At 44.4% G+C, this 25,172-nt stretch carries 28 protein-coding genes and 1 rRNA gene; 11 read left to right on the forward strand and 18 right to left on the reverse strand.

Features of this window, described 5'->3' with window-relative positions; genetic code table 11:
- From FTT89_RS14455 to ftsY, 4 genes are all read right to left on the reverse strand, one after another.
- Positions 1-63: ribosomal RNA gene (locus FTT89_RS14455) — 16S ribosomal RNA — on the reverse strand; the annotation flags it as partial.
- Positions 64-557: 494 nt separating this feature from the next.
- Positions 558-1,217 (reverse strand): DUF2057 domain-containing protein, encoded by a 660-nt coding sequence (locus FTT89_RS10670; protein ID WP_005178385.1) that lies wholly within the window; start codon positions 1,215-1,217, stop codon positions 558-560.
- Positions 1,218-1,379: 162 nt separating this feature from the next.
- Complete coding sequence (locus tag FTT89_RS10675; protein WP_016658994.1) at positions 1,380-1,973, reverse strand: nitroreductase family protein; 594 nt, start codon at positions 1,971-1,973, stop codon at positions 1,380-1,382.
- Between the two features lie 275 nt (positions 1,974-2,248).
- Positions 2,249-3,349 (reverse strand): signal recognition particle-docking protein FtsY, encoded by a 1,101-nt coding sequence (gene ftsY / locus FTT89_RS10680; protein WP_016658995.1) that lies wholly within the window; start codon positions 3,347-3,349, stop codon positions 2,249-2,251.
- A 176-nt stretch (positions 3,350-3,525) separates the two neighbouring features.
- Here ftsY and FTT89_RS10685 point away from each other — a divergent pair, with 176 nt between their 5' ends.
- Together FTT89_RS10685 and FTT89_RS10690 are read left to right on the forward strand one after the other, a co-directional pair.
- The gene (locus tag FTT89_RS10685; RefSeq protein WP_180048501.1) at positions 3,526-4,920 is read left to right on the forward strand and encodes a pitrilysin family protein; all 1,395 of its coding nucleotides are present in this window, start codon (positions 3,526-3,528) and stop codon (positions 4,918-4,920) included.
- Between the two features lie 11 nt (positions 4,921-4,931).
- Positions 4,932-6,515 carry a pitrilysin family protein gene (locus tag FTT89_RS10690; protein WP_180134343.1) on the forward strand — a complete coding sequence of 528 codons (1,584 nt, stop codon included), beginning with the start codon at positions 4,932-4,934 and terminating at the stop codon, positions 6,513-6,515.
- Here the strand turns inward: FTT89_RS10690 and FTT89_RS10695 are convergent.
- Complete coding sequence (locus tag FTT89_RS10695; protein WP_005178398.1) at positions 6,439-6,774, reverse strand: hypothetical protein; 336 nt, start codon at positions 6,772-6,774, stop codon at positions 6,439-6,441. The two genes, FTT89_RS10690 and FTT89_RS10695, sit on opposite strands and share 77 nt — an antisense overlap.
- A gap of 102 nt (positions 6,775-6,876) precedes the next feature.
- Positions 6,877-7,236, reverse strand: a complete 360-nt coding sequence (locus FTT89_RS10700; RefSeq protein WP_005178401.1) for a hypothetical protein — start codon at positions 7,234-7,236, stop codon at positions 6,877-6,879.
- Between the two features lie 224 nt (positions 7,237-7,460).
- On the opposite strand from FTT89_RS10700, the gene FTT89_RS10705 reads away from it, so the two are divergent.
- From FTT89_RS10705 to FTT89_RS10715, 3 genes are all read left to right on the forward strand, one after another.
- The gene (locus FTT89_RS10705) at positions 7,461-7,694 is read left to right on the forward strand and encodes a hypothetical protein (protein ID WP_005178404.1); all 234 of its coding nucleotides are present in this window, start codon (positions 7,461-7,463) and stop codon (positions 7,692-7,694) included.
- A gap of 136 nt (positions 7,695-7,830) precedes the next feature.
- Complete coding sequence (locus FTT89_RS10710) at positions 7,831-8,205, forward strand: DUF2750 domain-containing protein (protein WP_180006330.1); 375 nt, start codon at positions 7,831-7,833, stop codon at positions 8,203-8,205.
- 145 nt (positions 8,206-8,350) lie between these two features.
- The gene (locus FTT89_RS10715) at positions 8,351-8,782 is read left to right on the forward strand and encodes a CBS domain-containing protein (protein WP_005178410.1); all 432 of its coding nucleotides are present in this window, start codon (positions 8,351-8,353) and stop codon (positions 8,780-8,782) included.
- 111 nt (positions 8,783-8,893) lie between these two features.
- Here the strand turns inward: FTT89_RS10715 and trpB are convergent, their stop codons facing one another.
- From trpB to FTT89_RS10760, 9 genes are all read right to left on the reverse strand, one after another.
- The gene (gene trpB / locus FTT89_RS10720; protein WP_016658999.1) at positions 8,894-10,102 is read right to left on the reverse strand and encodes a tryptophan synthase subunit beta; all 1,209 of its coding nucleotides are present in this window, start codon (positions 10,100-10,102) and stop codon (positions 8,894-8,896) included.
- A 26-nt stretch (positions 10,103-10,128) separates the two neighbouring features.
- Positions 10,129-11,316: a VWA domain-containing protein gene (locus tag FTT89_RS10725; protein WP_104505803.1), complete on the reverse strand. Its 1,188-nt coding sequence runs from the start codon at positions 11,314-11,316 to the stop codon at positions 10,129-10,131.
- Between the two features lie 15 nt (positions 11,317-11,331).
- Positions 11,332-12,183, reverse strand: coding sequence for a MoxR family ATPase (locus tag FTT89_RS10730; RefSeq protein WP_045795395.1), 852 nt, complete (start codon positions 12,181-12,183; stop codon positions 11,332-11,334).
- A 37-nt stretch (positions 12,184-12,220) separates the two neighbouring features.
- Positions 12,221-12,604 carry a hypothetical protein gene (locus tag FTT89_RS10735; protein ID WP_045795396.1) on the reverse strand — a complete coding sequence of 128 codons (384 nt, stop codon included), beginning with the start codon at positions 12,602-12,604 and terminating at the stop codon, positions 12,221-12,223.
- 21 nt (positions 12,605-12,625) lie between these two features.
- A complete protein-coding gene (locus tag FTT89_RS10740; protein ID WP_005178417.1) occupies positions 12,626-12,934 on the reverse strand; it encodes a YcgL domain-containing protein in 309 nt (102 codons plus the stop codon).
- A 129-nt stretch (positions 12,935-13,063) separates the two neighbouring features.
- The gene (locus tag FTT89_RS10745; RefSeq protein WP_168395830.1) at positions 13,064-14,206 is read right to left on the reverse strand and encodes an HRDC domain-containing protein; all 1,143 of its coding nucleotides are present in this window, start codon (positions 14,204-14,206) and stop codon (positions 13,064-13,066) included.
- 219 nt (positions 14,207-14,425) lie between these two features.
- On the reverse strand, positions 14,426-15,022 hold the full coding sequence (recR, locus tag FTT89_RS10750) for a recombination mediator RecR (protein WP_005178420.1): 597 nt from the start codon (positions 15,020-15,022) through the stop codon (positions 14,426-14,428).
- Between the two features lie 12 nt (positions 15,023-15,034).
- A complete protein-coding gene (locus tag FTT89_RS10755) occupies positions 15,035-15,364 on the reverse strand; it encodes a YbaB/EbfC family nucleoid-associated protein (RefSeq protein WP_005178423.1) in 330 nt (109 codons plus the stop codon).
- Positions 15,365-15,444: 80 nt separating this feature from the next.
- Positions 15,445-16,632 (reverse strand): O-succinylhomoserine sulfhydrylase, encoded by a 1,188-nt coding sequence (locus FTT89_RS10760; RefSeq protein WP_005178426.1) that lies wholly within the window; start codon positions 16,630-16,632, stop codon positions 15,445-15,447.
- Positions 16,633-16,769: 137 nt separating this feature from the next.
- On the opposite strand from FTT89_RS10760, the gene FTT89_RS10765 reads away from it, so the two are divergent.
- The 5 genes from FTT89_RS10765 to FTT89_RS10785 all read left to right on the forward strand — a co-directional run bounded on the left by FTT89_RS10765 (position 16,770) and on the right by FTT89_RS10785 (position 21,003).
- A complete protein-coding gene (locus tag FTT89_RS10765; RefSeq protein ID WP_180006331.1) occupies positions 16,770-17,876 on the forward strand; it encodes an alpha/beta fold hydrolase in 1,107 nt (368 codons plus the stop codon).
- Positions 17,873-18,745, forward strand: coding sequence for an NAD(P)-dependent oxidoreductase (locus FTT89_RS10770; protein ID WP_180006332.1), 873 nt, complete (start codon positions 17,873-17,875; stop codon positions 18,743-18,745). Before FTT89_RS10765 ends, FTT89_RS10770 begins: the two co-directional genes overlap by 4 nt.
- Before the next feature lie 82 nt (positions 18,746-18,827).
- Complete coding sequence (locus FTT89_RS10775; protein WP_045795400.1) at positions 18,828-19,097, forward strand: YARHG domain-containing protein; 270 nt, start codon at positions 18,828-18,830, stop codon at positions 19,095-19,097.
- A 27-nt stretch (positions 19,098-19,124) separates the two neighbouring features.
- The gene (locus FTT89_RS10780) at positions 19,125-19,538 is read left to right on the forward strand and encodes an HIT family protein (RefSeq protein WP_180006333.1); all 414 of its coding nucleotides are present in this window, start codon (positions 19,125-19,127) and stop codon (positions 19,536-19,538) included.
- A 352-nt stretch (positions 19,539-19,890) separates the two neighbouring features.
- Positions 19,891-21,003, forward strand: coding sequence for a porin (locus tag FTT89_RS10785; RefSeq protein ID WP_104487171.1), 1,113 nt, complete (start codon positions 19,891-19,893; stop codon positions 21,001-21,003).
- A gap of 109 nt (positions 21,004-21,112) precedes the next feature.
- On the opposite strand, the gene FTT89_RS10790 is transcribed toward FTT89_RS10785, so the two are convergent.
- Both FTT89_RS10790 and FTT89_RS10795 read right to left on the reverse strand, forming a co-directional pair.
- Positions 21,113-21,724, reverse strand: a complete 612-nt coding sequence (locus FTT89_RS10790; RefSeq protein WP_180006334.1) for a YidB family protein — start codon at positions 21,722-21,724, stop codon at positions 21,113-21,115.
- Between the two features lie 107 nt (positions 21,725-21,831).
- Complete coding sequence (locus tag FTT89_RS10795) at positions 21,832-22,302, reverse strand: DUF6231 family protein (RefSeq protein WP_005178437.1); 471 nt, start codon at positions 22,300-22,302, stop codon at positions 21,832-21,834.
- Between the two features lie 35 nt (positions 22,303-22,337).
- Between FTT89_RS10795 and FTT89_RS10800 the strand changes: the two genes are divergently transcribed.
- Complete coding sequence (locus FTT89_RS10800) at positions 22,338-23,210, forward strand: DUF2797 domain-containing protein (RefSeq protein WP_075174536.1); 873 nt, start codon at positions 22,338-22,340, stop codon at positions 23,208-23,210.
- 68 nt (positions 23,211-23,278) lie between these two features.
- On the opposite strand, the gene FTT89_RS10805 is transcribed toward FTT89_RS10800, so the two are convergent.
- Entirely contained in the window at positions 23,279-25,150 is a 1,872-nt protein-coding gene (locus FTT89_RS10805) for a SurA N-terminal domain-containing protein (RefSeq protein WP_180006335.1), read from the reverse strand.
- Positions 25,151-25,172 lie beyond the last annotated feature (22 nt).

Consider the following 25,172-nt stretch of genomic DNA (forward strand, 5'->3'; position numbering starts at 1 on the left):
GACTTGCATGTGTTAAGCCTGCCGCCAGCGTTCAATCTGAGCCATGATCAAACTCTTCAGTTAAAATCATTTCGAACTTTATAAGTAAAGTTCTTAAACTTGGCTCATCAATTTTCTGACTTAAATTTCGCTCAAATAAACTTCGAGTAATTTAAACCAATCAATTAATGAAAATATATTCGATTAATCAACCAGTAAAAATCCACACAAGTTGTTCTTCATAATCTCTTAATGATCTTTCCAACACCTCGTCAGTGCCAGAAGCTGGACTTAATAAACTTAACAACTCAGCACTTCGTGCTTCGTTCGTTTCCGTCTATCTCGTCGGTATGGGGTGCATTCTAGAGAAATTTAAAAGCTTTGCAAGCACATTTTATAAAGTTTTAAGAAAAAAGTACCTGTCTGGTTATTTTTAAACCAGATTGCTGCATATTTCATCTGTATTACTAAGTTTAGCTAAGTAATTATAAAAATAAAGTAGTCCACTTAGACTTTAAATCTATAAATAAAAAACCAGCCGAAGCTGGTTTTATAATCTTTTCATTTTATTGCGGTTTTTAATTGGCCTGTTCTGCCAGCCACGACATAAATTTTTGTCGTTCTGTTTTAGACGCTTGTTGCCACAGCTGAATCAGTTGCTGATCTGCACCGGCAACATTGCTAACAGTTGCAACGGGTTTGGTTGTCACGACTGCTTGCGGACTATACACCGCTGCTGGTTGTGTCACCGATACAGGTGCGGCCTGCGCAGATTCTGTTGAAGAAGTACTAAATAAGTTTTGTAAAATGCCACGGTTTAAATCTTTGGCTCCAGCCTGCTGCACCAGCAGCTGATTTTTCGCATCAAATAAACCGAATACCGGCTGCTTGGCAAACTCCTTGGCATCATCATGCGTTTTTGGTGGATTCACCAGCCCTAAACGGTATGTGGCTTTATCTTGTAAAACCGGAGTTTTAATATGCACGATGCCCGAACGTACAATATCGTGTGAACCAATGCCCGGATGCTCTTCAAAAAACTGTACATAACGTACGCTCAGCACATTCTCGCCAGGCTGCACGCTATAGTTATGATTACTGCTAAACAGACGGCTTTTCACTTCCTGACCATTTAAACCTTCAACCTTAATTTCTTCCGGTGCCGTAATGGTCACTGCGGAAAAAGCTGTACTACTTAAACTTAAAGCCAGTGCTGCGAAGGATAAACGTAAAGCCATGCTGTTCACTCTAGTCGATTGTTCAATTTTAGTTACACTATGCAGCGCTGAAATGACAGTTTTATGACAAAAATGGGGAAAGCCCAATTTCTCTCTTTTTAGTGTCGTTTTGCCATAAAAAAGAGCGCTGAATGCGCCCTTTCTTTGGTTTAGCTATGCAACTTAGTGAAAAGTTTTAAAACGATCTGCATCATTCATAAACTCTTTATCACCCGCTGGTGCTTCAATTGAACCGAACACCAGTTGCGCTCTTAATTTCCAGTTGGCTGGTACATCAAAGGTCGCCGCAACTTCTTCATCAATAATCGGGTTGTAATGCTGTAGCGATGCACCAATGTTGTTTTCTGCCAGCGCAATCCAGGTTGCAAACTGGGCAATCCCTGTTGAATGCTCTGACCATACCGGGAAGTTATCTGCATATAGTGCAAATTGTTCTTGCAGTGCTTTCACGACATCTTGGTCTTCATAGAATAACGCAGTACCAAAACCTGCGGCAAAGCTGCTGATTTTGCTGTCAGTTGATGCAAAGTTTTCAGCCGGCACCATTTTACGCAAGGTTTCACGTACAATTTCCCAGAATTTGGCATGTGACTCACCAAACAGAATCACCACACGTGAAGTTTGCGAGTTAAACGAAGATGGGCTTAAACGAACGGCTTCTTTAATAATTTCTTCAATTTTCGCTTCGTCTAGCGCCACATTTTTACCAATTGAGTAAATGGTACGGCGTTTAAGTAAATGATCTTTAAATGACATATCTTTTTCCTTGGTATGGTCTTGTGTTTATAACAGATGGATTTATCTTAACGGCTGCCTGGGCTGGAAAATAGCCCCAGTTTTATAACAATGTGTTGCATTTATGGAACAATAACCGCGCTTATCGTAGATTTTATGAAAACAAGTTAAATTTTAAAGCACGTCAAAGCGGATGGAGCATCATCCCTGCTCTAGGTTTATATCAGCCTTTGGGCTTAATTTCAGTTTAAAGGATATATAAAAAACTCCGCAAATCGCGGAGTTTTTTGAGCTGCTTATTTGTCTGTTTCAAACAGCGCTGCCACAAAGGACTTGGCTGAGAATGGACGCAGGTCATCAATTTTTTCACCTACCCCAATAAAGCGGATAGGCACATGGGTACGACTGGCAATATTAAACAGCACACCACCTTTGGCGGTACCATCCAGTTTGGTAATAGTTAAGCCAGTTAATCCAACCGCTTCATCAAACATTTCAACCTGGTTAATCGCGTTCTGACCGGTACCGGCATCTACCACCAGCATTACTTCGTGCGGTGCAGTGGCATCAATTTTTTGCATCACGCGTTTGACTTTGGTCAGTTCCTGCATCAAATGACCTTTGTTATGCAAACGCCCTGCAGTATCGGCAATCAAGACATCCATACCTTTGGCACGCGCACTTTCAAAGGCATCAAAAATGACCGAGGCACTGTCTGCACCATGACCTTGCGCGACCACAGCAACATCATTACGCTCGCCCCAGATTTGCAACTGTTCAGTCGCTGCGGCACGGAAGGTATCACCAGCGGCCAGCATGACTTTCTTGCCTTCACCTTGTAAACGTTTGGCCAGCTTACCAATGGTGGTGGTTTTACCCACGCCATTCACGCCCACCACCAGAATGACATATGGATTTTTATTCGAATCAATATGCAACGGTTTAACACGCGGCGCCAGTAAAGCCACCAGCTCTTCCTGCAAGGCTTTATACAACGAGTGTGAATAAATCAGATCACCACGCGCAGTACGTTCAGTCAGGTTGGCAATAATGGTTTTGGTGGCATCAACACCAATATCGGCCACCAGCAATTGCTCTTCAACTTCTTCTAAAAGTTCATCATCAATTTCTTTGCCACCAATTAAGATGTTGACCATCCCATCGGCAAAGTTTTTACGGGTTTTGGTTAACCCTTCTTTCATACGGCTAAAGAAACCGCCTTTTGATTTCTCTTCAGCTGCTTCTGTGGCTACAGGCGCAGAAACAGGTGCTTGTTCTACTTTAGGTGTTTCAACGATAGGTACATTTACCGCAGGTAAACTTGGTAAAGTGACATCGTCATCCCCGATATCAGCATCAATCAAAAATTTATTTTGCCCATTAGATTGCTGTTGCATGCCGAATCCTTGAAAAGCAGTGCGTTAAAAAGTTGGATTCTAACATAAACTGCCCGCTTTGACTTGTCATTGCCAATCATGTGTCGCAGGCTGCAAAAAGTTACAGGATTCCCTTGCTTTCACTGCCCCGTTTCTGAAGAATGAAAGCAAATACAGATGCATTGCGGATCATCTTTGTGATACTGAACAATAAAATTTTGCCTGCTGTGGTTCATCATTTAAAACAACAACGTTTCGCCCTTACCCTACTTCTGATCGGTTTCTCATCGAGCGCTTTGGCGGCCAATACTCAAAGCGAGCTGGCACGCAGTACCGTTGAAACCACGTTAAAAAACGGTTTAAAAGTCATTATTCGTGAAGATCATCGTTCGCCGATGGTGATGACTCAAATCTGGTACAAAGTTGGTAGCAGTGATGAGTCGGGAAATCTACTCGGCATTTCCCATGCACTGGAACACATGATGTTCAAAGGCACACATAAAGTGCCGAATGATGAGTTTACCCGACTCAGCCGGATTTACGGCGGCCGGGTCAATGCCTCGACCTTTACCAATTACACCAATTATTATCAGCTGTATCCAAAAACCTATTTTCCGATGGCGCTGGAGCTTGAAGCCGACCGGATGCGTAATTTATTGCTGCGCCAGCAGGATTTTGCCACCGAAATCAAAGTGGTGATGGAAGAGCGGCGCCAGCGTACCGATGACAATCCGCGTGCTTTGGCTTTTGAACGGTTTAAATGGATTGCCTACCCGACCAGTCATTATCGCCAGCCAATTATTGGGCATATGAAAGATCTGCAAAATATCCAGCTGGAGGATTTACGTCAGTGGTACAAGCAGTGGTATAGCCCGAATAATGCCATTTTAATTATTGTCGGCGATGTTAATGCTGAAGCGGCCTTGCTGCAGGCGCAAAAATACTTTGCCGATATTCCAGCGCGCAGCCTGCCAGCCCGCAATGATGTCCGCGAATTTGAACGTCTGGGCTATCGGCACATGGAACTGAATTTTCCGGTTCAGGTGCCGAATTTGTATATGGCCTGGAATGTCCGTTCGCTAACGACTGCGACCAATCCGCAAGATGCCTATGCACTCACCATTATTCAGCATTTATTAGACAGCGGCATTTCTTCTCGTCTGCAGCAGCGTCTGATTCGTGAGCAAAAACTCTTAAGCGCCTTAAGCGTCAGCTATGATCCATATAATCGTGGCGACAGCCTGTTTACCATTTCAGCTTTACCGGTGGATGGCGTGGATCTGGCCCAAGCCGAACAGGCGATTCAGGCTGAAATTGAACGCCTGAAAACCGAGCTGGTGCATGAACCGGAAGTAAAACGCGTGACAGCCAAGTTTGTGTCGAATTTGCTTTATAGTCAGGATGATCTAGCGGGACAGGCCAAGATGATGGGTAATCTGGAGGTGAATGGATTGAGTTATCGCCTGATGGATGAGCTGCCCCAGCATTTTGAAACAGTACGCCCGCAAGACATTCAACGCGTCGCCAATGTCTATTTTGTGCGTGACAATTTGACCACCTTATATTTGCGTCCACACAGCAAGTCACCCTAAAGGATACCGACATGCCCTATTTCCGTTCCTGCGTTCTGGTGGCCAGCTTATTTGCGATCAGTTCTGCGCAGGCCAATGTCAATACCACCACCGAAGTGGATGAAAATCCAAATACCTTACAATCTCTGCCACTGCTGCAAAGTCTCAGAAATATTAATCAGCAGAAATTGGATTATCGCGCGCCTTATGTGCATGACCTGAACAACCGTTATCAGGTCAGAACCCTGTTTGCGGAAACACAGGACTTGCCAATTCTGGATATACAGCTGACCTTTAATGCCGGTGCCGCACGTGATCGGGAAATTGAAAGCGGCTTATACGGCGTGGCCAATATGGCCGCCCAGCTCTTAGATGAAGGCACGCCCAAATATAACGCACAACAAGTGGCTGCCGTGTTTGAACAGGTCGGTGCGCAGTTTAGTGCGCGAGCCTATCGAGATATGTTTATTGTCAAATTACGGGTGCTGTCTGACCCGGAAAAACTGGAACCGGCTTTAGCCATGATGATGGAACTGCTCAAACATGCCACCTTTGAAAAACAGAGTATTGGCATGGTGGTCAGCAATAACCAGCTGGGGCAAAAACAGCTGAAAGAAAATCCCAGCCGGATGATGGAGATTCAACTGTATCGCAGCTTATATGGGCAACATCCTTATGCCCAGCCAATTAACGGCACCAATGGCAGTATTCAGCGGATTCAGCCCAAACATCTGCAACAGTTCCGTGAGCAGTTTCTGGTGGCGCAGAATATGAATATTGCCATTACCGGAAAAATGCAGGCCAAAGCAGCTTTAAATCTGGCAGAACGTATTGCCGGCAACTTAGCGCAAGGTCAGGCGGCTGCACCACTCCCCACACCCATCACAGCAAATGGCTTTCAGATTGTACACATGCCCTATCAGTCCAGTCAGGCGCATATTGTGCTCGGTCATATTGGCACCACACGTCATGATCCAGACCGGCTGGCTCTAGAAGTGGCCAATCGTATGCTCGGCGGTAGCGGCTTTCATTCTGTTTTGATGAAAGAACTGCGGGTAAAACGCGGCTATACCTATGGCGCATCCAGCAGCATGAGTTTTAGTCAGGCACCGGGTGTATTTCACATCAGCTACTCAACCCGGCAAGATCAACTGATGGACAGTATTCGTGTCGCGCATAAGGCACTGGTCGATTTTGTCCGTGAACCGATTGATCCGAAACAGCTGGAAGAAACCAAAAACGGCTTGTTAAGAGCCTATCCCAACCATTACAGCAGCAATGCCAGTATTAATGCCCAGCTCGGCAGTTTGGGATTTTATGGACAATCGGCACAGAGCCTGAGTGAATATTCAGTGCAGCTCAGTAAAATTAGCGCCGAAGATGTGCAAGCTGCGGTACGCCGGCATCTGCATCCGGAACATCTGACCGTGATTGTAGTCAGTGAAAGTTTAGACAAAGCGGCTTTAGAACAAGTTTTACAACACAATTTACAGACCACCGGCAGTCAATCGCTTCCTCAGGTTGAAGATATTCCGGCGATTAATATGCCTCCACATCCAGAGGAGGAAGTTGTTTTGCCTGACCCAGTTCCATCTGATGGGCCTGCATCAATTTAAGATATTGCCCATAACGCACCTGTGGCTGCTGCATTAAGCGCACAGCCATCTCCTGAGTTTCAGGATACATCGACTGCTGTGACAGATACTCAATATTCTGAAATTGTACGGACCCGACCGGGCGATAAAGTGCAATGGAAGATAACAGGAGAATAATGACAATAATGCTGACCACTACCCCATTATAAATTTGCTCTAACGTGAGTCGTGATTTTAATTGAATGAATAATTGAGAAATTTTTTGTATTGCGTCATGCATAGCCTACCTCGAATAGCCGTAGTGTAGGATGCTAGCGGTATTTGCACAAGATAGATGACCCAATTTTACCCGAACTGGCGAGTAAAATTGAGCCACTGCTGCTTAAGTCATCAGCGCGCGGAATACGGTATACAGGATAATACCCGCGACAATGGCCAGCACAATGAAGATGGCAAAGATACTGACCCCTTTTTCGGCATCAGCCGGATGCAGTTCATCATCATCGGCAATGCTGATTAGCTCACCATTATAAATACGGTAGAATTCTTCACGCTGCTGTGGATCGAGTGTACTGGTAAAGTCATGCACACGTTTACGCTGCGCCAGACAATACTCACCTAAATGAATTTCCTGATGGAACACCGCCTCATCGAGTTTTTTACGGTGATGATGGGCCAGCTCGATAATCTGCTCCGCACGTAAAGGCAGATCAAAGTTAAAACCGTCTATTGTATTTGTCATGTGGCTCTCCTTTTTATGTTACCTTTCTTATATGCATATCATAATAAAATTATAGAGTGTTCAATGTTTAATCATGTAAACTTGAAATATCACGGATCTGCCCCATCTCTTAGTTGACATTTCCACGAATGTGTAATATTAGTTTAACACAACCTCGATAAACTATTATTTAGACTGGCTATACAGTCTTTATTGCGATCATAATTAAAATAAAGGAGTTTTATATGATTCAGAGTATCTCTCACCATGATCTTGAAATTGCATATGCAAATGCGGTTAACACCATTCAATCACAGATGAACTTCCAAGATGCTGTGGCTGAACTTGAACAGGTTGCCCGCGCGGGTCATGGCAAAGCCGCTATGTTCTTAGCTGAACTGTACTATCAAGGCTTCCGCGTAGAACGCGATTCACTCAAAGCACAGTACTGGCAGAATATGGCCACCATGCAAGCATAAACAGACGTCACCTAGGTGGCGTTTTTTAATGCCTGAAATTTGTTTTTTATATTTGTTTACGATTTAACGCAAAGCTTAAACGCTTTATTCATCTGAATTTCCTACAATACAGGCACCACATTAGTGTTTATATGACATGAACCAGATTAAGTCTTTAAAACCCGCTGCCCAAGATATTCACATGAAAATCGGTATTCTAAAATCAATGATGTATTGCGGGGTACTTTGGGGGCTATATCATCAGGGTTGGGCCATGACCTCCGATCAGGATGATTTTATTTTTCCCTTTTGGTTAAACGGTGTCCAAGCCTATAAATATGCCAAGAAACACTGGCCAAACTACACTCCGCGCCAGATTAGCCCGCAGGATTTTCAGAATTCCCTGCTACCGACCTTAACCCGTTTAAAAGTTACACCGGCGCTGTGTCATTGTTCCAGCCAGCAATTCAAGCTGACCACACAGCAAATGAAACACTTTTTCTTTAATGACGCCCAGTTAAAGACCGCTTAACGTAGAGATTCATGCACCATTAAACCTCAATGAAAACAATATGACTGCTGATTATGGCCTCTAATGATAAAACTATTGGCATTTTTCAAAATTGAGGTTAAGTTAGAACCCATACCAAGAACAAAAATGGCAAGGACCAGACAGAATGACCAATGTAACACACGTATTAAAAGATAAGCATAGCCAGGAAATATACACCGTTAGTCCAGAAGCAACTGTACTCGAAGCAATTTCAATTATGGCCGATAAAGGCATCGGGGCGCTTGTAGTGACCCATGAAGGCCAAGTGGTCGGGATTTTATCCGAGCGTGACTACACCCGTAAAATTGCGTTGATGGAACGCTCTTCTTATGACACCACCGTCAATGAGATTATGACCGCAAAGGTACTGACCGTGACCCAAAGCACCAGTGTAGAAGACTGTTTGAGCCTGATGACCGATCGTCATTTACGTCATTTACCGGTAGTAGAAGATGGCAAACTGGTTGGACTGGTGTCGATTGGCGACTTGGTAAAAGCAGTGATGGATGATCAACGTAAACTGATCGACCAGCTACAACAATATATTGCCAGCTAAACAGACAATATAAAAAACAAAAAAACTCTCCTTCAAGAGAGTTTTTTTATGGCTAGCCTTTTAAAAAACGATCTTTTTTAAAACTGCTCGTTTAAAAGAGACTAAACAGGATTAATTCAAGCCCAGCTTGTGTGCCACATAGTCCGCATCTTTGTCACCGCGACCAGACAGGTTCACCACAATATTGGTGTCTTTGGACATTTTTGGTGCTTCACGCATTGCCCATGCGACCGCATGCGAGCTTTCCAGTGCCGGCACAATCCCTTCAACCCGTGATAGCTGAATAAAGGCGTCCAGACACTCCTGATCAGTAGCAGTGGTATATTCGACACGACCAGCATCTTTCAGGAAGCTGTGCTGTGGCCCTACACCCGGATAATCCAGCCCAGATGCAATCGAGTGTACCGGGAGTGGCTCACCCTGCTCATCTTCCAGCACATAACAGGCCATACCGTGTAACTGACCCGGTTTACCTAAGGTGAGGGTTGCAGAGTGCATATCGGTATTCAGGCCATGACCGGCTGGCTCAACACCAACCAGTTTTACTTCCGGATCATTCAGAAACGCGGTAAAAGCGCCCACAGCATTAGAACCACCACCGACACAAGCCACAATATAATCCGGCTGTGCACCAAAACGTTCCTGCGCCTGAACTTTAATTTCATCACCAATAATGGCCTGGAAATCACGTACCATCATCGGGAATGGATGCGGTCCCACCACCGAACCAATCGCATAAATATAGTTTTTCGGATCTTTTAAGTATTCTTCGAAGGCGCTGTCTACCGCATCTTTTAAGGTTGCAGTGCCGCGGGTCACGGAAATCAGCTTGGCGCCCAGAATTTTCATTTTTACGACATTGGGATGTTCTTTCTCAATATCGACCTGACCCATGTGAATTTCGCATGGAATACCGACCAGGGCACAGGCGGTTGCCAATGCCACGCCATGCTGACCAGCGCCAGTTTCGGCAATGACTTTGGTTTTGCCCATATATTTGGCCAGCAAGGCTTCACCTAAACAATGGTTAATTTTATGTGCACCAGTGTGATTTAAATCTTCACGTTTTAAATAGATTTGTGCCCCGCCCAACTGCTCAGATAAACGCTTGGCATGAAATAGCGGACTTGGACGACCCACATAATGTGCGAATAGCTCAGCCAGTTCCTGCTGAAATTCCGGAGTCTGACGAATTTCTTCGTAGGCCACTTTAATATCATCCATCGCCGCTTTCAGATGCGGTGGAATAAACTGCCCGCCATATTCACCAAAAAAGCCATCTTCATTGGGTAAGGCAACGCCATTCATCTGAGAGTTCATGCAGTATTCCTTCTATTTTATGAAGCTTAACGCGCCAAATAACGGGTTAAATCTTCAATCCCCTTTAACGTCATGGGATACATATGATTTTCAAAAATTTGCTGAATTAAACCGATGGTCTGGGTGTAGTGCCAATATTGCTCTTGTTCCGGGTTCAGCCAGGCGGTTTTATCAAAATGCTGGCGTAAACGGCGCAACCACACCTGCCCGGCCTCATCATTCATATATTCCACTGAACCCCCAACGGCATTCAGCTCATAAGGTGCCATACTGGCATCCCCGACCACAATCACACGATAGTCGCGTCCGTAGGTGTTGAATAAATCCCAGGTATTCATACGGGTGTGTGAACGGCGTACATTGTCTTTCCAGACATAATCGTACAGGCAGTTATGAAAATAAAAATATTCCAACGTTTTAAATTCGGTTTTGGCCGCACTAAACAGCTTTTCACACTGGGCGATGTGCGCATCCATGGAGCCGCCGACATCAAACAGCATTAACACTTTAACCCGGTTACGCCGTTCGGGTACCAGTTGCACATCCAGAATACCCTGTTTGGCGGTTTCACGAATGGTGCCATCGACATCTAATTCTTCAGCCGCGCCCTGACGGGCAAACTTGCGCAGACGGCGCAGCGCCATTTGCATTTGCCGTGAACCGAGCAGCTGGTCATCATCCAGATTACGGTATTGACGCTGTTCCCAGACTTTAACCGCTGAACGTTTACGGCCCGGCCCGCCTATACGCACCCCTTCAGGATGATCACCATAGGCACCAAACGGCGAGGTTCCACCGGTCCCAATCATGCGGTTACCGCCCTGATGCTTTTTATGCTGTTCGCGTAAACGTTCTTCCAGCATTTTCATCAGTTCTTCCAGTGAACCGGCTTTTTTCAGTTCTTCGCGCTGCTCCGGGGTTAAATGCTTTTCCAGCAGCTCCAGATCAAACCAGTCTTTCGGCAGCTTATGGACCTGATTCAGCAATTCATCCAGATCAAAGGTCGAGATACCATCAAAGTAATCTTTCATGGCCCGGTCGAACTTGTCAAAAAAGCGCTCATCCTTGACCATAATGGTTTTGGCCAGATGATAAAACTCATCCTGATTGGCAAAGACCAGACCTTCTGCCACTGCACGGTTCAGGTCAATCAGTTCGCGGGTGGTGACCGGGATGCCGTATTTTCTTAAGGTATAAAACAATCGCACAAACATGTGGCGATTACTCCCTTAACGACGAGCCATAAAGGCTAAGCGTTCCAGTAACTGAACATCCTGCTCGTTTTTAATCAGCGCACCGTACAACGGTGGAATGGCTTTGGTTTTGTCAGCATTACGCAGAATATCGTCCGGCATGTCATCCGCCATTAACAGGCTTAGCCAGTCAATCAGCTCAGAGGTTGAAGGCGGTTTTTTCAGACCTGGAATCTGGCGTAATTTAAAGAACACCTGTAGAGCTTCTGACACCAAAGTCGTGGAGATATTCGGGAAATGTACATTGATGATGTCACGCATGGTGGCTTCATCAGGGAAATCAATATAATGGAAGAAACAGCGACGCAAGAAGGCATCGGGCAGTTCTTTTTCATTATTGGAAGTGATGATCACAATCGGACGCTGCGTTGCGCTAATGGTTTCGCCAGTTTCATAAACGAAAAAGGACATTTTATCCAGCTCATGCAGCAAGTCGTTTGGAAACTCGATATCGGCCTTGTCAATCTCGTCAATCAGCAGTACACAGCGCTCTTCACTGCTAAACGCTTCCCACAGTTTGCCCGGCTTAATATAGTTTTTAATATCATAAACCCGGTCATCCCCCAGCTGGCTATCACGTAAACGCGACACAGCATCATATTCATACAGGCCTTGCTGGGCTTTGGTGGTCGATTTGATATGCCAGGTAATCAGTTTCAGTCCCAGGCTTTGCGCGACCTGCTCGGCCAGTAAGGTTTTACCGGTACCCGGTTCACCTTTAATTAACAGGGGCTTTTGTAAACGACGTGCCGCCTGCACCGCCAGCTTTAAGCTGTCAGTGGCGATGTATTGATCAGTACCAGTGAAGTGTTGTGTATCTACAGACATGAGATAACCTTATTTCAATTTAAACTTATTTTTGTAATTAAAGTGCTGTGCTGTTGTTCTTGGCAGCAAGACCTGCCTTACGCTGGCTATATTTAGACCAGAAATAACCAACCACCAGTCCTAAACCAATCACCACCAGAATGGCAGATAAATTGGACCAGACCAGCGGCATTTCCTTGGTTAATACACCAAACAGCAAACCAAAGGTGGCCGGTGCAATACCTGCATTATGCCCTTCGGAAATGGTAGGCGTCAGCAAGATAGCAAAGACCACAATCCAGCTTACGCCGCCAAGTGGATGAGGCAGACGTTTGGCAATTTCATACCAGCACCATAAAATAATCAGGCTACCCAATAGATAGACCGTAACGGCAATGGTATTTTCAGGAATTGATTCTAAAAAAGTCATTAAATTTTCCATCACTCAACTCCTGAATTTAACTTAGGCACCGCGTAAGCCTTCTGGCTCAACCGCATTCGGATTGATTAAACCTTCTGGCGGCATTTGAATAAAGAAGCCTTTGGTTTGAATCGAATCCATGACATGCAGAATATTGGCCCGCGCGAGTTTACGGTTTTCATGCAATTCTAAATCCATAACAAACGTTGCACGACCAAATGCAGTACGCAGTACTTCCGGTACCACTTCAAGCGGATCTGCCGCTTCTGCTTGATCATCTTGGCTTTCAATACGAGCGACATAAAGATACATTTCATCTTTTTTGCTCGATTTATAAATTGAACAGAACATATTCAGCACAATACTCGTTTAACTCAGGCCAAAGCATACATCAAAAAAAAGACGGATACATTAGTGATTATTAACGCATCAGTCGTGATTGTGTACAAATCATAATTCTGGCAGCAGTTTGCTGTTTTTTTAATCCATCACTATCATATGATTGGATAAATACTGCTGATCTTGATGCAGCACTTCAATCAGCGGCTTGGTCAGCAGATCATAACGCCAGCCCAATAAATAGCTTGGTAAATCCTGCTCATCATTTTTAAATACCACATGTTGATACAGGGCATTCAGCCATTTTTTCCGCATCAGCACTTCTTTAGGGATGCCGGTTTCATTGACGCCGCGTTGAATCACCTGCTCAATGTGCTGCCCGACTTCTTTGGAAGAATGGCGAATTGGACGCGCCATGCGCAGCGGCCAGTGCTCTGGATCGGGCAGGAATTTCAACAGATCTAAAATGGTTTTGCCATGTTCACGTAAAATATTTGGACGGATTTCCTTCACGTGTGACAGCTGGAAATTGTTTTTCGGATTTTTCTCAACCAGATCCAGCAAGGTGGTATTTTTCAGAATAAAGCTACGTGGCTGGTTCAAAGCCTTAACCATCTGTTCACGCCAGACCACCAGTTGCTGTAACTGCATGAGCTGACGGCGTGAATGGCGGTAATTGCCGACATCCTGATACAAACGCTCTAGCGGTGTATCTTCCCCAATTTCCTGGGTTAAATGACGGCAGTCTTCTACCACCAGATTCAGTAACGATTTTTGCTGCAAGTCCTGCTGTACTTTTTCTGCCAGTTGCATTAAATACAGCACATCATTGGCCGCATATTGCAACTGTTCCGGTGATAATGGTCGCGCCAGCCAGTCCGAACGGGTCTGATCTTTGTCAATATCGACTTCCAGCACCTGCTTTAAAGCATTCTGATAGCTGACCTGCAAACCATAGCCCAAAAAGGACATGCCAACCTGGGTATCAAATACGTTTTTTAGTGATTTTTGCTGGGCATAATGATAGATCAGGTCAATATCTTCGCCGCAAGCATGGAAAATATTCTGCTGCGCCTGGAAGATTTTTTCCCAGAACGCCGAAAGATTCAGCGTTGTTCCATCCAGCAAATAAACTTTTCCTGCGACATTAATCTGGAACACCCCCAATTTGGGCCATAAGGTATCAACCTTGATGAATTCGGTATCCAGTCCATAGGTAGAGTTTTGACTCATTAATGTTAAAACATTTTCAAAGTCTTGTTGCTGTTGAATAAATTGGAACATAGCAGAGAGAGTCGTTAAAGTTTCTCAAGGGGTATTTTAACCAATAAATATAATTTAGCTATAAAAAAATAAAACTTACGGTATATTTTGCTGATTTTTTTAAAGTTTAAGCTCAAGATAAACAAAAGTTTATATTTTTTATATCTTAGTTAAAGTTTCAATATTTGATTAAGACCCAATTTAAAAAGTTGAAATCTGATGAAATAAGCACCGGAGTACTTATTTCATGCGCATACGGTTATGGACAGCCTGACTTAAAGTGTGACTGTCGATATATTCCAGTTCACCACCTTGCGGCACGCCTTGAGCAATCCGGGTCATCTGCACCGGTAAATGCTTGGTCGCTTCGACCAGATAATGCGCCGTCGCCTGACCTTCTACCGTGGCATTGGTCGCCAGAATCACTTCTTTGACCTGACCCGAGCTTAAACGGTGAATTAAAGCTGGAATCCCGATTTCTTCCGGGCCAATCCCGTCAAGCGGCGATAAATGCCCGCCCAAGACATGATATTTACCGCGGAAGCTGCCACTTTGTTCAATTGCCATGACATCGGCTGGTGATTCCACCACGCAGAGTAATTCTTCATCACGCTCCGAAGATGCGCAGATATTGCACACTTCATCTTCGGTTAAAGAATGGCAGATGGAACATTCGTGAATATGCGTGGTCGCCTCATTTAAGGCATAAGCCAGACCCAGCGCGCCTTCACGGTTTTTCATGATCAGGTGCAAGGCCATGCGCTGGGCCGATTTTGGCCCAACACTTGGCAAAATACGCAAGGCTTGTACCAGTTGATCAAAACGATCGCTGAACACAGATGCGCTACCTTAGAACATGCCTGCCAAACCTGGTGGTAAGCCCATACCAGAATTCGCTGCTTTCATACGTTCTTCAGAAATGGTTTCTGCCTGACGCGCTGCATCATTCATGGCCGCAGCAATCAGGTCTTCAATCATGTCTGGATCGTCTTGTAACAGTTCAGGATTGATTTCAATACGCTTTACCACGTTACGGCAGGTCATGGTTACTTTGACCAGACCACCGCCCGCTTCGGCATGCACTTCAGTTTGTGCCAGTTCTTCTTTGGCTTTCTTGATATTGTTTTCTACTTCTTTCTGCATGCGCTGCGCTTGCTGCATTAACATATTAATGTTCATAAAAATCTCCGAACAAAACTGACATCTTTGGCTAAGCACTCTACACGAAAATTCAGCAAAAAGATGTCAGAATTTATAAATTAAATCAGGTCTAAACCACGGCTAAGGTCGCGAATAATATCATCAATATCTTCCAGACCCACAGAAACACGAATTAAACCTTCTGAAATACCGGCTTGCTGTTTGGCTTCGGCAGACATACGGCCATGTGAGGTGGTAGCAGGATGGGTAATTGTAGATTTTACATCGCCAAGGTTACTGGTAATGGATAAGAAACGCGTGTTATCAATGACGGTCCATGCGCCTTCACGCTCACCTTTCACCACGAACGATACAACACCGCCAAAACCGCTTTGTTGCTTTTTCGCTAATTCATGCCCCGGATGCTGCGGCAAACCGGCGTAATATACGGTTTCCACTTTTGGATGGGCATCCAGCCATTCTGCCAGCTTCTGTGCACTAGCACAGTGGGCTTTCATTCGCAGGTTCAGAGTTTCCAGACCTTTAAGGAAGACCCAGGCATTAAACGGGCTCATCGAGTTACCCAGGGTACGAATCACGCCATTAATTTCTTCCAATAACTGATGATTACCGACAACAGCACCACCCAAGGCACGACCCTGACCATCAATATATTTGGTTGATGAATAAATGATTAAATCCGCACCAAATTTAATCGGCTGCTGTAAAACCGGGGTACAGAAGGTATTGTCAACGGCAAACAAGGCATTGGCTGCATGGGCAATATCGGCAATCGCTTGCAAATCACCCACTTGTGCCAATGGATTAGATGGGGTTTCAATAAACAGTAAGCGTGTATTTGGGCGAATCGCCTGCTGCCAGGCCGCTAAATCTTCCAGATCAACAAAGGTTACATCTACGCCAAATTTCATGACGTATTTTTCAAATAATGAAATGATCGAACCGAATACCGCGCGTGAACACACCACATGATCGCCGGCTTTTAAATAGGCCAGGGTAATTGCATGTACTGCAGCCATACCTGAACTGGTGGCCACGGCACGTTCTGCGCCATCGAGCACTGCTAAGCGTTTTTCAAAAGTATGGACAGTCGGATTGGTATAACGGGAATAGGTATTCCCTTCAATTTGCCCAGAAAATTTGGCGGCTGCATCAGCTGCACTTTCGCAAACAAAAGACGATGTTAAAAAGATGGGTTCACTATGCTCACCCTCGAAGGTACGGTCATGACCAGTACGAATTGCCAAAGTATCTAACTGATATTCGATCTCGTCTTGTTCGCTCATCTCGATTTTCGCCCTTAGACTACCGTTATAAGAATTGCCAACATTTTGAGCGCCCAAGGTGTTTAAGGTCAAGGTAAAATATGGAAATATCGCTTAGACTTCATCCAACTCAGCGTCATGACAAGCAGATAGAGGCTATGAACCCAGTACAGAAAAAATTTGCAGATCAACGCAAGAAGTTAAAAAACTTATCGACCCGGCTTTTTAACAGCAAGACTTTGGTGATCTCCCAAACCACACCGTATGAGATCATTGGCGAATACCAACACACACAAATCCGTTATTACGCTTCACCCAATAAAGCCTATCAGGAGCCGCTGGTCTTTGTTGCGCCGCTGGCGATTAATATGGCGATTTATGATTTGTATCCCTATCGCTCTTTAATCAAGCATTTCCAGCATAGCGGTTTTGATGTCTACCTGATTGACTGGGGACGTTTAAACTATACCCATCGTCATTTAAATTTTATGTACTTTATTAATGCTGCGATTCCGCATTGTATTGAGCAGATTCGACAGCACTCCCATAGCGAGCAGATTTCCCTACATGGCTGGAGTATGGCCGGCGTCTTTGTGATGCTGTATACCGCCTATCGTCAACCTCAGATTGTGAAAAACCTGATGGTGCTGGGCAGCCCGGTAGACAGTTATGCTTCCGGTCGTATCGGCCAGCTGTTTAAACGCAGCAACCAGCTGATTTCACGTAATCACAAATTAAAACAGGCCTTACATCAGGGCTCTATTCCCCCACATTTCATTCATACGCCCGGCATCATCAACGCTTTAGGTTTTAAAATTCTAGATCCTAAAGGCTGGCTGGACAGTCAGCGCCAGCTGTTGCTCAACCTGCATGATCCGCAAATACTGCATGAACATGCCACGCTGGGGAATTTCCTGAACAATATGATTGATTATCCGGGCGGGATTAATCAGGACATGGTACTGAATGTCTGGCTGCAAAATCCGCTGAAAAACGGCATTATCCGCCTGAAGGATGAACATATTGAACTAAAAAATATTCGCTGTTCTTTATTTGTCGGGGCCGGGCAAAGCGACCAGATTGTGACGGCTGCCGCTGCACAGCCTTTAAGCCAGTTGACAAGTAGTACAGATGTCACGTTTACTCTTATTCCGGGTGGTCACTTAGGCCTGATGTCCAGCCAGAAAAGTGCCAATGAATTCTGGCCCAAGCTGACTCGTTGGCTCGAGCAAAGATCAACAAAAATACACAAGGAAACCGCATGATTCAGTCCGTTGCATTTATTGGTTTGGGCGCTATGGGATACCGCATGGCCGCACATTTACCCCAGCATTTTGATACAGTCTATGTCTGGAACCGTAATTTTGCCAAAGCCGAGCAACACGCAGCGGAATATGCTACACAGGCGGTTCAGCTTGAACAGGCCGTACAGGCCGATGTGATTTTTTCCTGCCTGCCGACCAGCCAGGATGTAGAACATCTGTTAGAGGGTTTGACGCTAAAAGCCGGCTCCATCTGGGTGGACTGTACCAGCGGTGTTCCAGATTCTGCCAAAAAAGTGGCTGCGCAGCTCACAGCACAACAGGTAAATTTTCTGGATGCACCTGTGAGTGGACAAACCATCGGTGCAGAAAAAGGCACCTTAACCGTGATGGTGGGCGGTGATGCGCAAGCTTTTGAAAAAGCCCTACCCGCAATGCAGGCTTTTGGACAACTGATCAAGCATGTCGGTGAACCGGGCGCTGGTTTTGCTGTTAAAGCCATTAACAACATGTTGATGGCTGTGAATTTATGCGCCGTTGCCGAAGGATTTACCACCTTAAAAGCGCATGGGGTAAACTTAAACGAAGCGCTGGATTGTATTAATGCCTCAAGCGGCAAAAGCGCGGTAACGGAAATGGTGCTACCTCAACGTATTCTTAATCGCGCATTTCCACTGACCTTTGCTCTGCCGCTACTGGCCAAAGATACCGGAATTGCTTTAGACTTGGTACGCGATGCAAAACTTTCAGCACCGGTACTGGGGCTGGCCCAAAGTTTGATACAGGCTGCCAATGCTACTGCTGAACCAGATAGCGACTTCTCCAGCGCCGTTAAAATGTATGAGGCCTGGAGCAAGATTACAATTGAGTAAGATCTGGCCATTGAATAATCAGAATAAAACCTAATATTGTGAGTAGATGCTTACCCACAATGTTATTACAGAGGAAACTCGTATGAATAAGCTCACTGTTGCATTATTGACCAGTCTTGCAACATTCATTGGGGCAAATACCACGGCTTTTGCTTCAGCACAGGAATGTCAAAAGCTGAAAAATGATCATGATGTAATTTATGCATCAAAAGGCTTCTGCTTTAAAGATCCTGAAGCCAAAGCCAAGTTTGGCAATGACAACTGCTATACCACCAAGCCAAAATTTTCTGAAAGAGAGCAACAACGACTTGACGAAATCAAGGCGCGTCAGAAAGAATTGAACTGTAAATAATTCAATGCATTGATTAAAGGAAATATCATGGCTTACGATGATCAAAATATTTTTGCAAGAATCCTGCGTGGAGAACTGCCTGCAATTAAAGTCTATGAAGATGATCAGGTTCTTGCGTTTATGGACATCATGCCTCAGGCAGATGGTCATACACTGGTCATCCCGAAATCACCTGCGGTTACCCTGCTCGACTTAGATCCACAAGTGGCAGCCTACACCATTCAGGTGGTGCAGAAAGTTGCCAAAGCCATGGAAAAAGCCTTAGGGCTAGATGGAATTGTATTAATGCAGCTGTCTGGCGCTGCTGCGGGACAAACTGTACCGCATGTTCATTTCCACCTCATTCCAACCTCGGTACATCAACTCGGTAAACATGCTGCGCAGATGGGTGACCAGGAAAAAATCCTAGCACAGGCCGAAAAAATAAAAGCAGCGCTTTAAAATATTTCCAAAACTGTAGTAAAAATGAATGGAGCATTCGCTCCATTTTTTTTGCTTCATGTTTAATTTCTCGATTAACCACAGCATTGATGACAATAATATGTCACCCCCTTGCAATTAAGTTATTCATTTCATAAATTTTTTCTAAATTTAAAAACCTGTTCACTTAAAATTTGCGATTAAAAGTAAGTTTTTGATCTGATTTGTGCTTTTTAATATTTTTGAAATATTTCCTTAATATTACTGTCGCATTTGTAAGGAATACTTAGCACCAATAGAGAACGGGGGTAGATCAATCCTACTTCTGAACAATGTTTAGGACTAAAAACAATAGTCTGTATTGGAGCTACACATGAAAAAAACGCTTTGCGCATTAGCAGTTGGGGCAACCTTATTTACACCAGCATTAGCTATGGCTGCTGATGTAAAAGTATATGGTCGTGCACACGTATCTTTAGACTATCTTGATGATGGTGCAGACTACAACGAAGTTGGACTATCTTCAAACTCCTCTCGTTTAGGCTTCAAAGCTGAACAAAAATTAGAAAACGGCATGACTGTTTTTGGTCAAATCGAACAAGAAATTAACTTCGCTAGCGGTTCAGCAAATGATGATTTAGAGTTTGCTACACGTGATACTTTCGTTGGTTTAAAAGGTGATTTTGGTCAGGCACGTGTAGGTCGCTTTGACAGCCCGTTTAAAGTTGCTCGCGGTCCAGTCAACTTCTTTGGTGACCAATTAGGTGATATCCGTAACGTAACACGTGCAGGTAACTTACGTTTTGATGAACGTAATGCCAATACAATTGAATATAAATCACCAAAATTTGGTGGTGGCTTTAACGTTTTAGCTGCTCTTTCTTTACATGAAGGTAATAGTGCAGGATACCCAAGCACAATTGTAGAGACTGTTGAAGATGCGAATGGTGTAGAACAAGATGTTATCATCGCACAAAAAGGCGACACCAAAAAAGACAAAGCCTACGATCTTGCTTTAACTTATAAAGAAGGTCCGGTTGATTTTGCTGCTGCGTATGAACACTACGAAGAAGATGCAGGCCGTGGCGAACGTGATGGTTTCCGTGTTGCAGCTGCATATAAAATCACACCTGAATTAAACTTCGGTGGTTTATACCAATATTTAACGCATGATAACGATGTTGCAAACCCAGATGCCCAAGTATTTGGTGTAGCTGCTGACTATAAATTTGCACCAAAAACTTATTTACGTGGTCAAGTGTTCCACCGTGATGTAGATGCAGATGATGCAAATGCAACTCTTCTTGCAGTGGGTCTTGAACATCGCCTAGACAAAGCAGTACGTGTATATGGTAACTTGGCTACTGTACTGAATGATGAAAACTCAAATCTGACTCCATGGTCTCAAGGACGCTCAAATAGCGTAGGTGGTACACGTGGTGAAGATGCATTCGGTCTTTCTCTAGGTTTCCGTTACGACTTCTAAGTCTAACCTCTACCTAAAAAGCAAAAAAACACGCTTCGGCGTGTTTTTTATATCCAGATTTATGGATTTAAAAAGCCAACCTCAGGTTGGCTTCATTATATAAACAGGCTTATCTTTTCAAGAAACCTGACACCATATTCAGCACATTCTGAATATCATTATTGGCTTCAGTTTTACTGGTCTGCTCACCCTGTGGAGTTAAAGAGTCAATAATCTGTGGCAACACCTGTGAAATTGCGCCATAAATATCCTGTTTAGGGGCATGGGTTTGCTGCGCTACCTGTTCCACTTCTTCATCATCAAACAGATTCTGGACTTCCTGCGGATTCACACTGGCATTCTCGCCCGGCCCGGTCGAAACCCAGTCATCCACCTGGCTGCTTAGGCCCTGACCTTTTAATTTGTCCAGTGCACCTTGCAAACCACCCTGCTTTTGAATCCAGGCCAGCACCAAAGGCAATACCGCAACCAGAAGAGAAGTTTTAGAACTACCACCTAGCCCCTGACTGGAACCACCGAATTGGCCCAGCACAGAGCCTAAAATCCCACCCAAACCGCCTTGCTGGCTTTGCCCACTCTGCTGGTGATTATTTCCAAGTTGACCTAGAACTGAACCGAGAATACCGCCTAGCCCAGCACTTTGTTGGGATTGGTGCTGATTGGAATTTGAACCTAAGGCCTGTTTCGCCAAAATTTCCACAATATTGCTTAAGTTTGTCATGATTTTTATTTCTTCCTTTAATGACATTCACTCAGCATACGATGCTTCATTCATTTGAAACATCCGAAATTGTTATGTTTTTGCAAAAACCGCAGAAAAGCTGAGCATTACCAGCGATATTTATCCCAGTTTTCCGGGTTAGCCCAGAATTTGGAATTAAACCAGTCCGGTACATGCTTATAGGTCAAAATATTAAATTGCCACAACATTAGGTCATGCTGCGGCTGGCTTTTATCCATCAGTTGGGTAAAGCCCAAGGCACGTAATAAAGGTTCATCTTGACGTTTAGTCACCACCACCATACGTTTGGCCAGCAAATCACGCAGTTTCACCAAAAGCTGCGATTTCTGCGCGCTGCTCAAATCTGCCATTTCTTCAGTATCGAGTAGTACAAAAGCCAAATCAAAACGCTGGGTAAAAGGCAGATTTAAAAGCGTAGTTACGTTAAAATATTGCCATTGAATTGTCTGATGATGATCGTATTGTTCAAGATGTTGACCAATACACAATGCAGTAGAAACTGGCTGCTCCTGGGTTAAATCGTCTAGCATAGAAGTGATGACATTCATCTCAGCCATGACTGCATTCCTTATGATGAAAGTGAGTATTTTTTATGGAACTACAAGGCATTTGCCATAAAATGCATGCAGGTCTAAAGGACCTTAGTGTAACTGATCAACAGACACACCGGGCAAATGTTGAATATAAATTTATTCTGGATCGCTCAGAAATCGAACTGCCTTTTCGCTTGGGTCAAGAAATAGAAATTGAATGGACCGGCAATATTTACTGTGTTTCTTGCGGCAGCAAAACCCCAAAATCCTATTCACAAGGTCACTGCTTTAAATGCTTTAAAACCAAAGCGTCCTGTGACATGTGTATTATGAAACCGGAAACCTGTCATTATCATTTAGGCACTTGCCGCGAAGAAGAATTTGCACGATCTGTCTGCTTCCAACCGCATGTGGTCTACCTGGCCAACTCCAGTGGCTTAAAGGTCGGGATTACCCGTATTGGCCAAATGCCAACACGCTGGCTGGATCAAGGGGCGACTCAGGCCTTACCGATTATGAAAGTCGGCTCTCGTCGTTTATCTGGGCAACTGGAAATCATGTTTGGTTCACAAATTGCCGATAAAACTGACTGGCGCAAACTGCTCAAAGGTGAAGCTGAACCGGTCGATTTAATTGCGACCCGTGACCAGCTGATTGAAGAATTTGCACCAAAAATCAGCACCATTCGTGAAGAATTTAACCAGAATCTTGAGTTTAATGAAACGCTGGAATTGATGGAGCAGGAACGTCCACGTGAGTTTATTTATCCGGTGGAACAGTATCCTGAAAAAATTAAATCGCATAATCTGGATAAGACCCCAGTGATTCGCGGCAAACTTTTCGGGATTAAAGGTCAATATTTAATTTTAGATACTGGCGTAATTAATATCCGTAAATATACCGGCTATGAACTGATTATCCGTACTGAATAACCCTGCCTCATAAATATGAGCACAATAAAAAACCGGCGCTTGCGCCGGTTTTTTTGATACTGTCAGACTTATTCAATATCTGCTTTAGCTTTCAGATACTGGGTATAGTCATCCAGTTCTTGCTGGGCGCGCAGCTGTTGATACAACTTGGCCAGCTCCTGTAACTGTTCAGGCGTTAAAGCATTTGAAGTGGTACGGTTCACATTCGATACTGCCACGACCACCAGTTCATTTGGCAAAGCTGCCGTGGTCACAGACCACATCCCTTGCTTCGGTGGCATCAAGCTAAATGCAGCACGCTCAATTTCACGCTTTAAACGACCTTCAGCACGGGTAAATACACCAGCATCTTCAAAACGGATTTGCTGCTGAGCCAAGACTTCTGCAGCCGGTTGCATCTTGAACTCATCCAGTGATTTCTGGATTTTGGCTTTGGCTGCATTAAAGGCTTTTTCTTCAATCAGTTTGGCACGTACACGTGGTGTTGCTTCATCCAGGGTTTGCACACCCGCAGCATGATACTCACGTACTTTCACCCAAACGACATTACCATTGGCCATTTGAATGTTACTTGAAGCGTTACGATCGCCGTTTTTCACATCATCATTAAACAGTTTCACCTTCACACTTGGATCAGATAATACTGGATGCTGAGAGGCCAGACTAAAGCCTTTTACCGATTCAACCTTGGTGCCTTTGACTTCCTGAGATACCACATCCAGCGCATCACTACCCACCACCATCTCATTCAGGCTATTTACCGTATCCGAGAAGGCATTTTGCTGTTTGGTCTTTTTCAGTTCTGCAGTTAAACGGGCTTTTTCCGCTTCAAAAGAAGGCACCTGAACTGCATCGGTTTCAACCTGAATTAGATGATAACCATATTGGGTTTTCACCGGCTGAGAAATCTGACCTGATTTCAGACTGGTGACTGCCTGATCAAAGGCATTGCCAAAGGCACCCACGTCATAAGCTTCGAATAAGCCACCCTTATCTTTAGATTCCGGGTCTTCTGAGTATTTCTGAGCAGCAGCGGCAAAGCTGGTGCCCTGCTGGATTTCAGCATACACCTGATCTGCCAGTTTTTTGGCAGCTGCATCATCACGTGCATCGGTGGTAATTAAAATATGTTTAACCTCACGCGCTGCATTTTTTTGCTGGGCTTCAACAAACTTGTCATAGGCCTGTTGCAATTCTGCATCGGTGATTGCAGCTTCAGTCGCGGAAATATGTGCTGGCGTCAGAATAATAAAGTCGACATCAACATTGGCGACCTGCTTAAACAGGGTCGAATGTTTATTGTAATAATCACTGATTTCTTGCGCTGAAACCTGAATATTTTTCTTATATTCATCCAGTTTAATGCTGGATAAATGCAAGGTACGCTGTTCGGTTTGTAAATTGGCAATCTGCTGGATATCCAGCTCGCTCACCAAGGCATGATCCATAAAGCTCGCGCTAAGCATTTTCAAGGCATGATCCTGACGCAGGCTCTGGATTAAAGCCTGACTGCTCATGCCCACTGAACGCAGGTAATTGGCATACAGTGCTTCAGAAAACTGGCCATTTTCCTGAAAGCTTGGTTGCTGGGCAATCATCTGCTCAATTTGCGCATCGCTTAAGGAAATACCCAAATGTTCCGTCTGTTGTAACAGCAAGGTACGTGCAATCAGAGTATCGAGTGCTTTATTTTCAATATACGCCTGATTCAACAAGGTCTCATCGCCTTGTGTATAGCTGAGATATTGTTGTTTTAATGAGTTGGTTAAGGCTTCTAATTCCTGTTTGGAAACCTGTTGCCCATTTACTGATTTTGCCGAGTCGGCAGAATTGCCGCCACTAAAATATCCTTCAATACCTACAAGTGCTAAAGGGATCAGAAACAGAACGAGCAAAACCTTGCCCAACCAGCCCTTAATAACATTACGAAAAGATTCCATAAGTATTCCAATATTTTACTTG

The organism is Acinetobacter sp. YH01025 (assembly GCF_013420185.1).
Taxonomy (GTDB): Bacteria; Pseudomonadota; Gammaproteobacteria; order Pseudomonadales; family Moraxellaceae; genus Acinetobacter; species Acinetobacter indicus.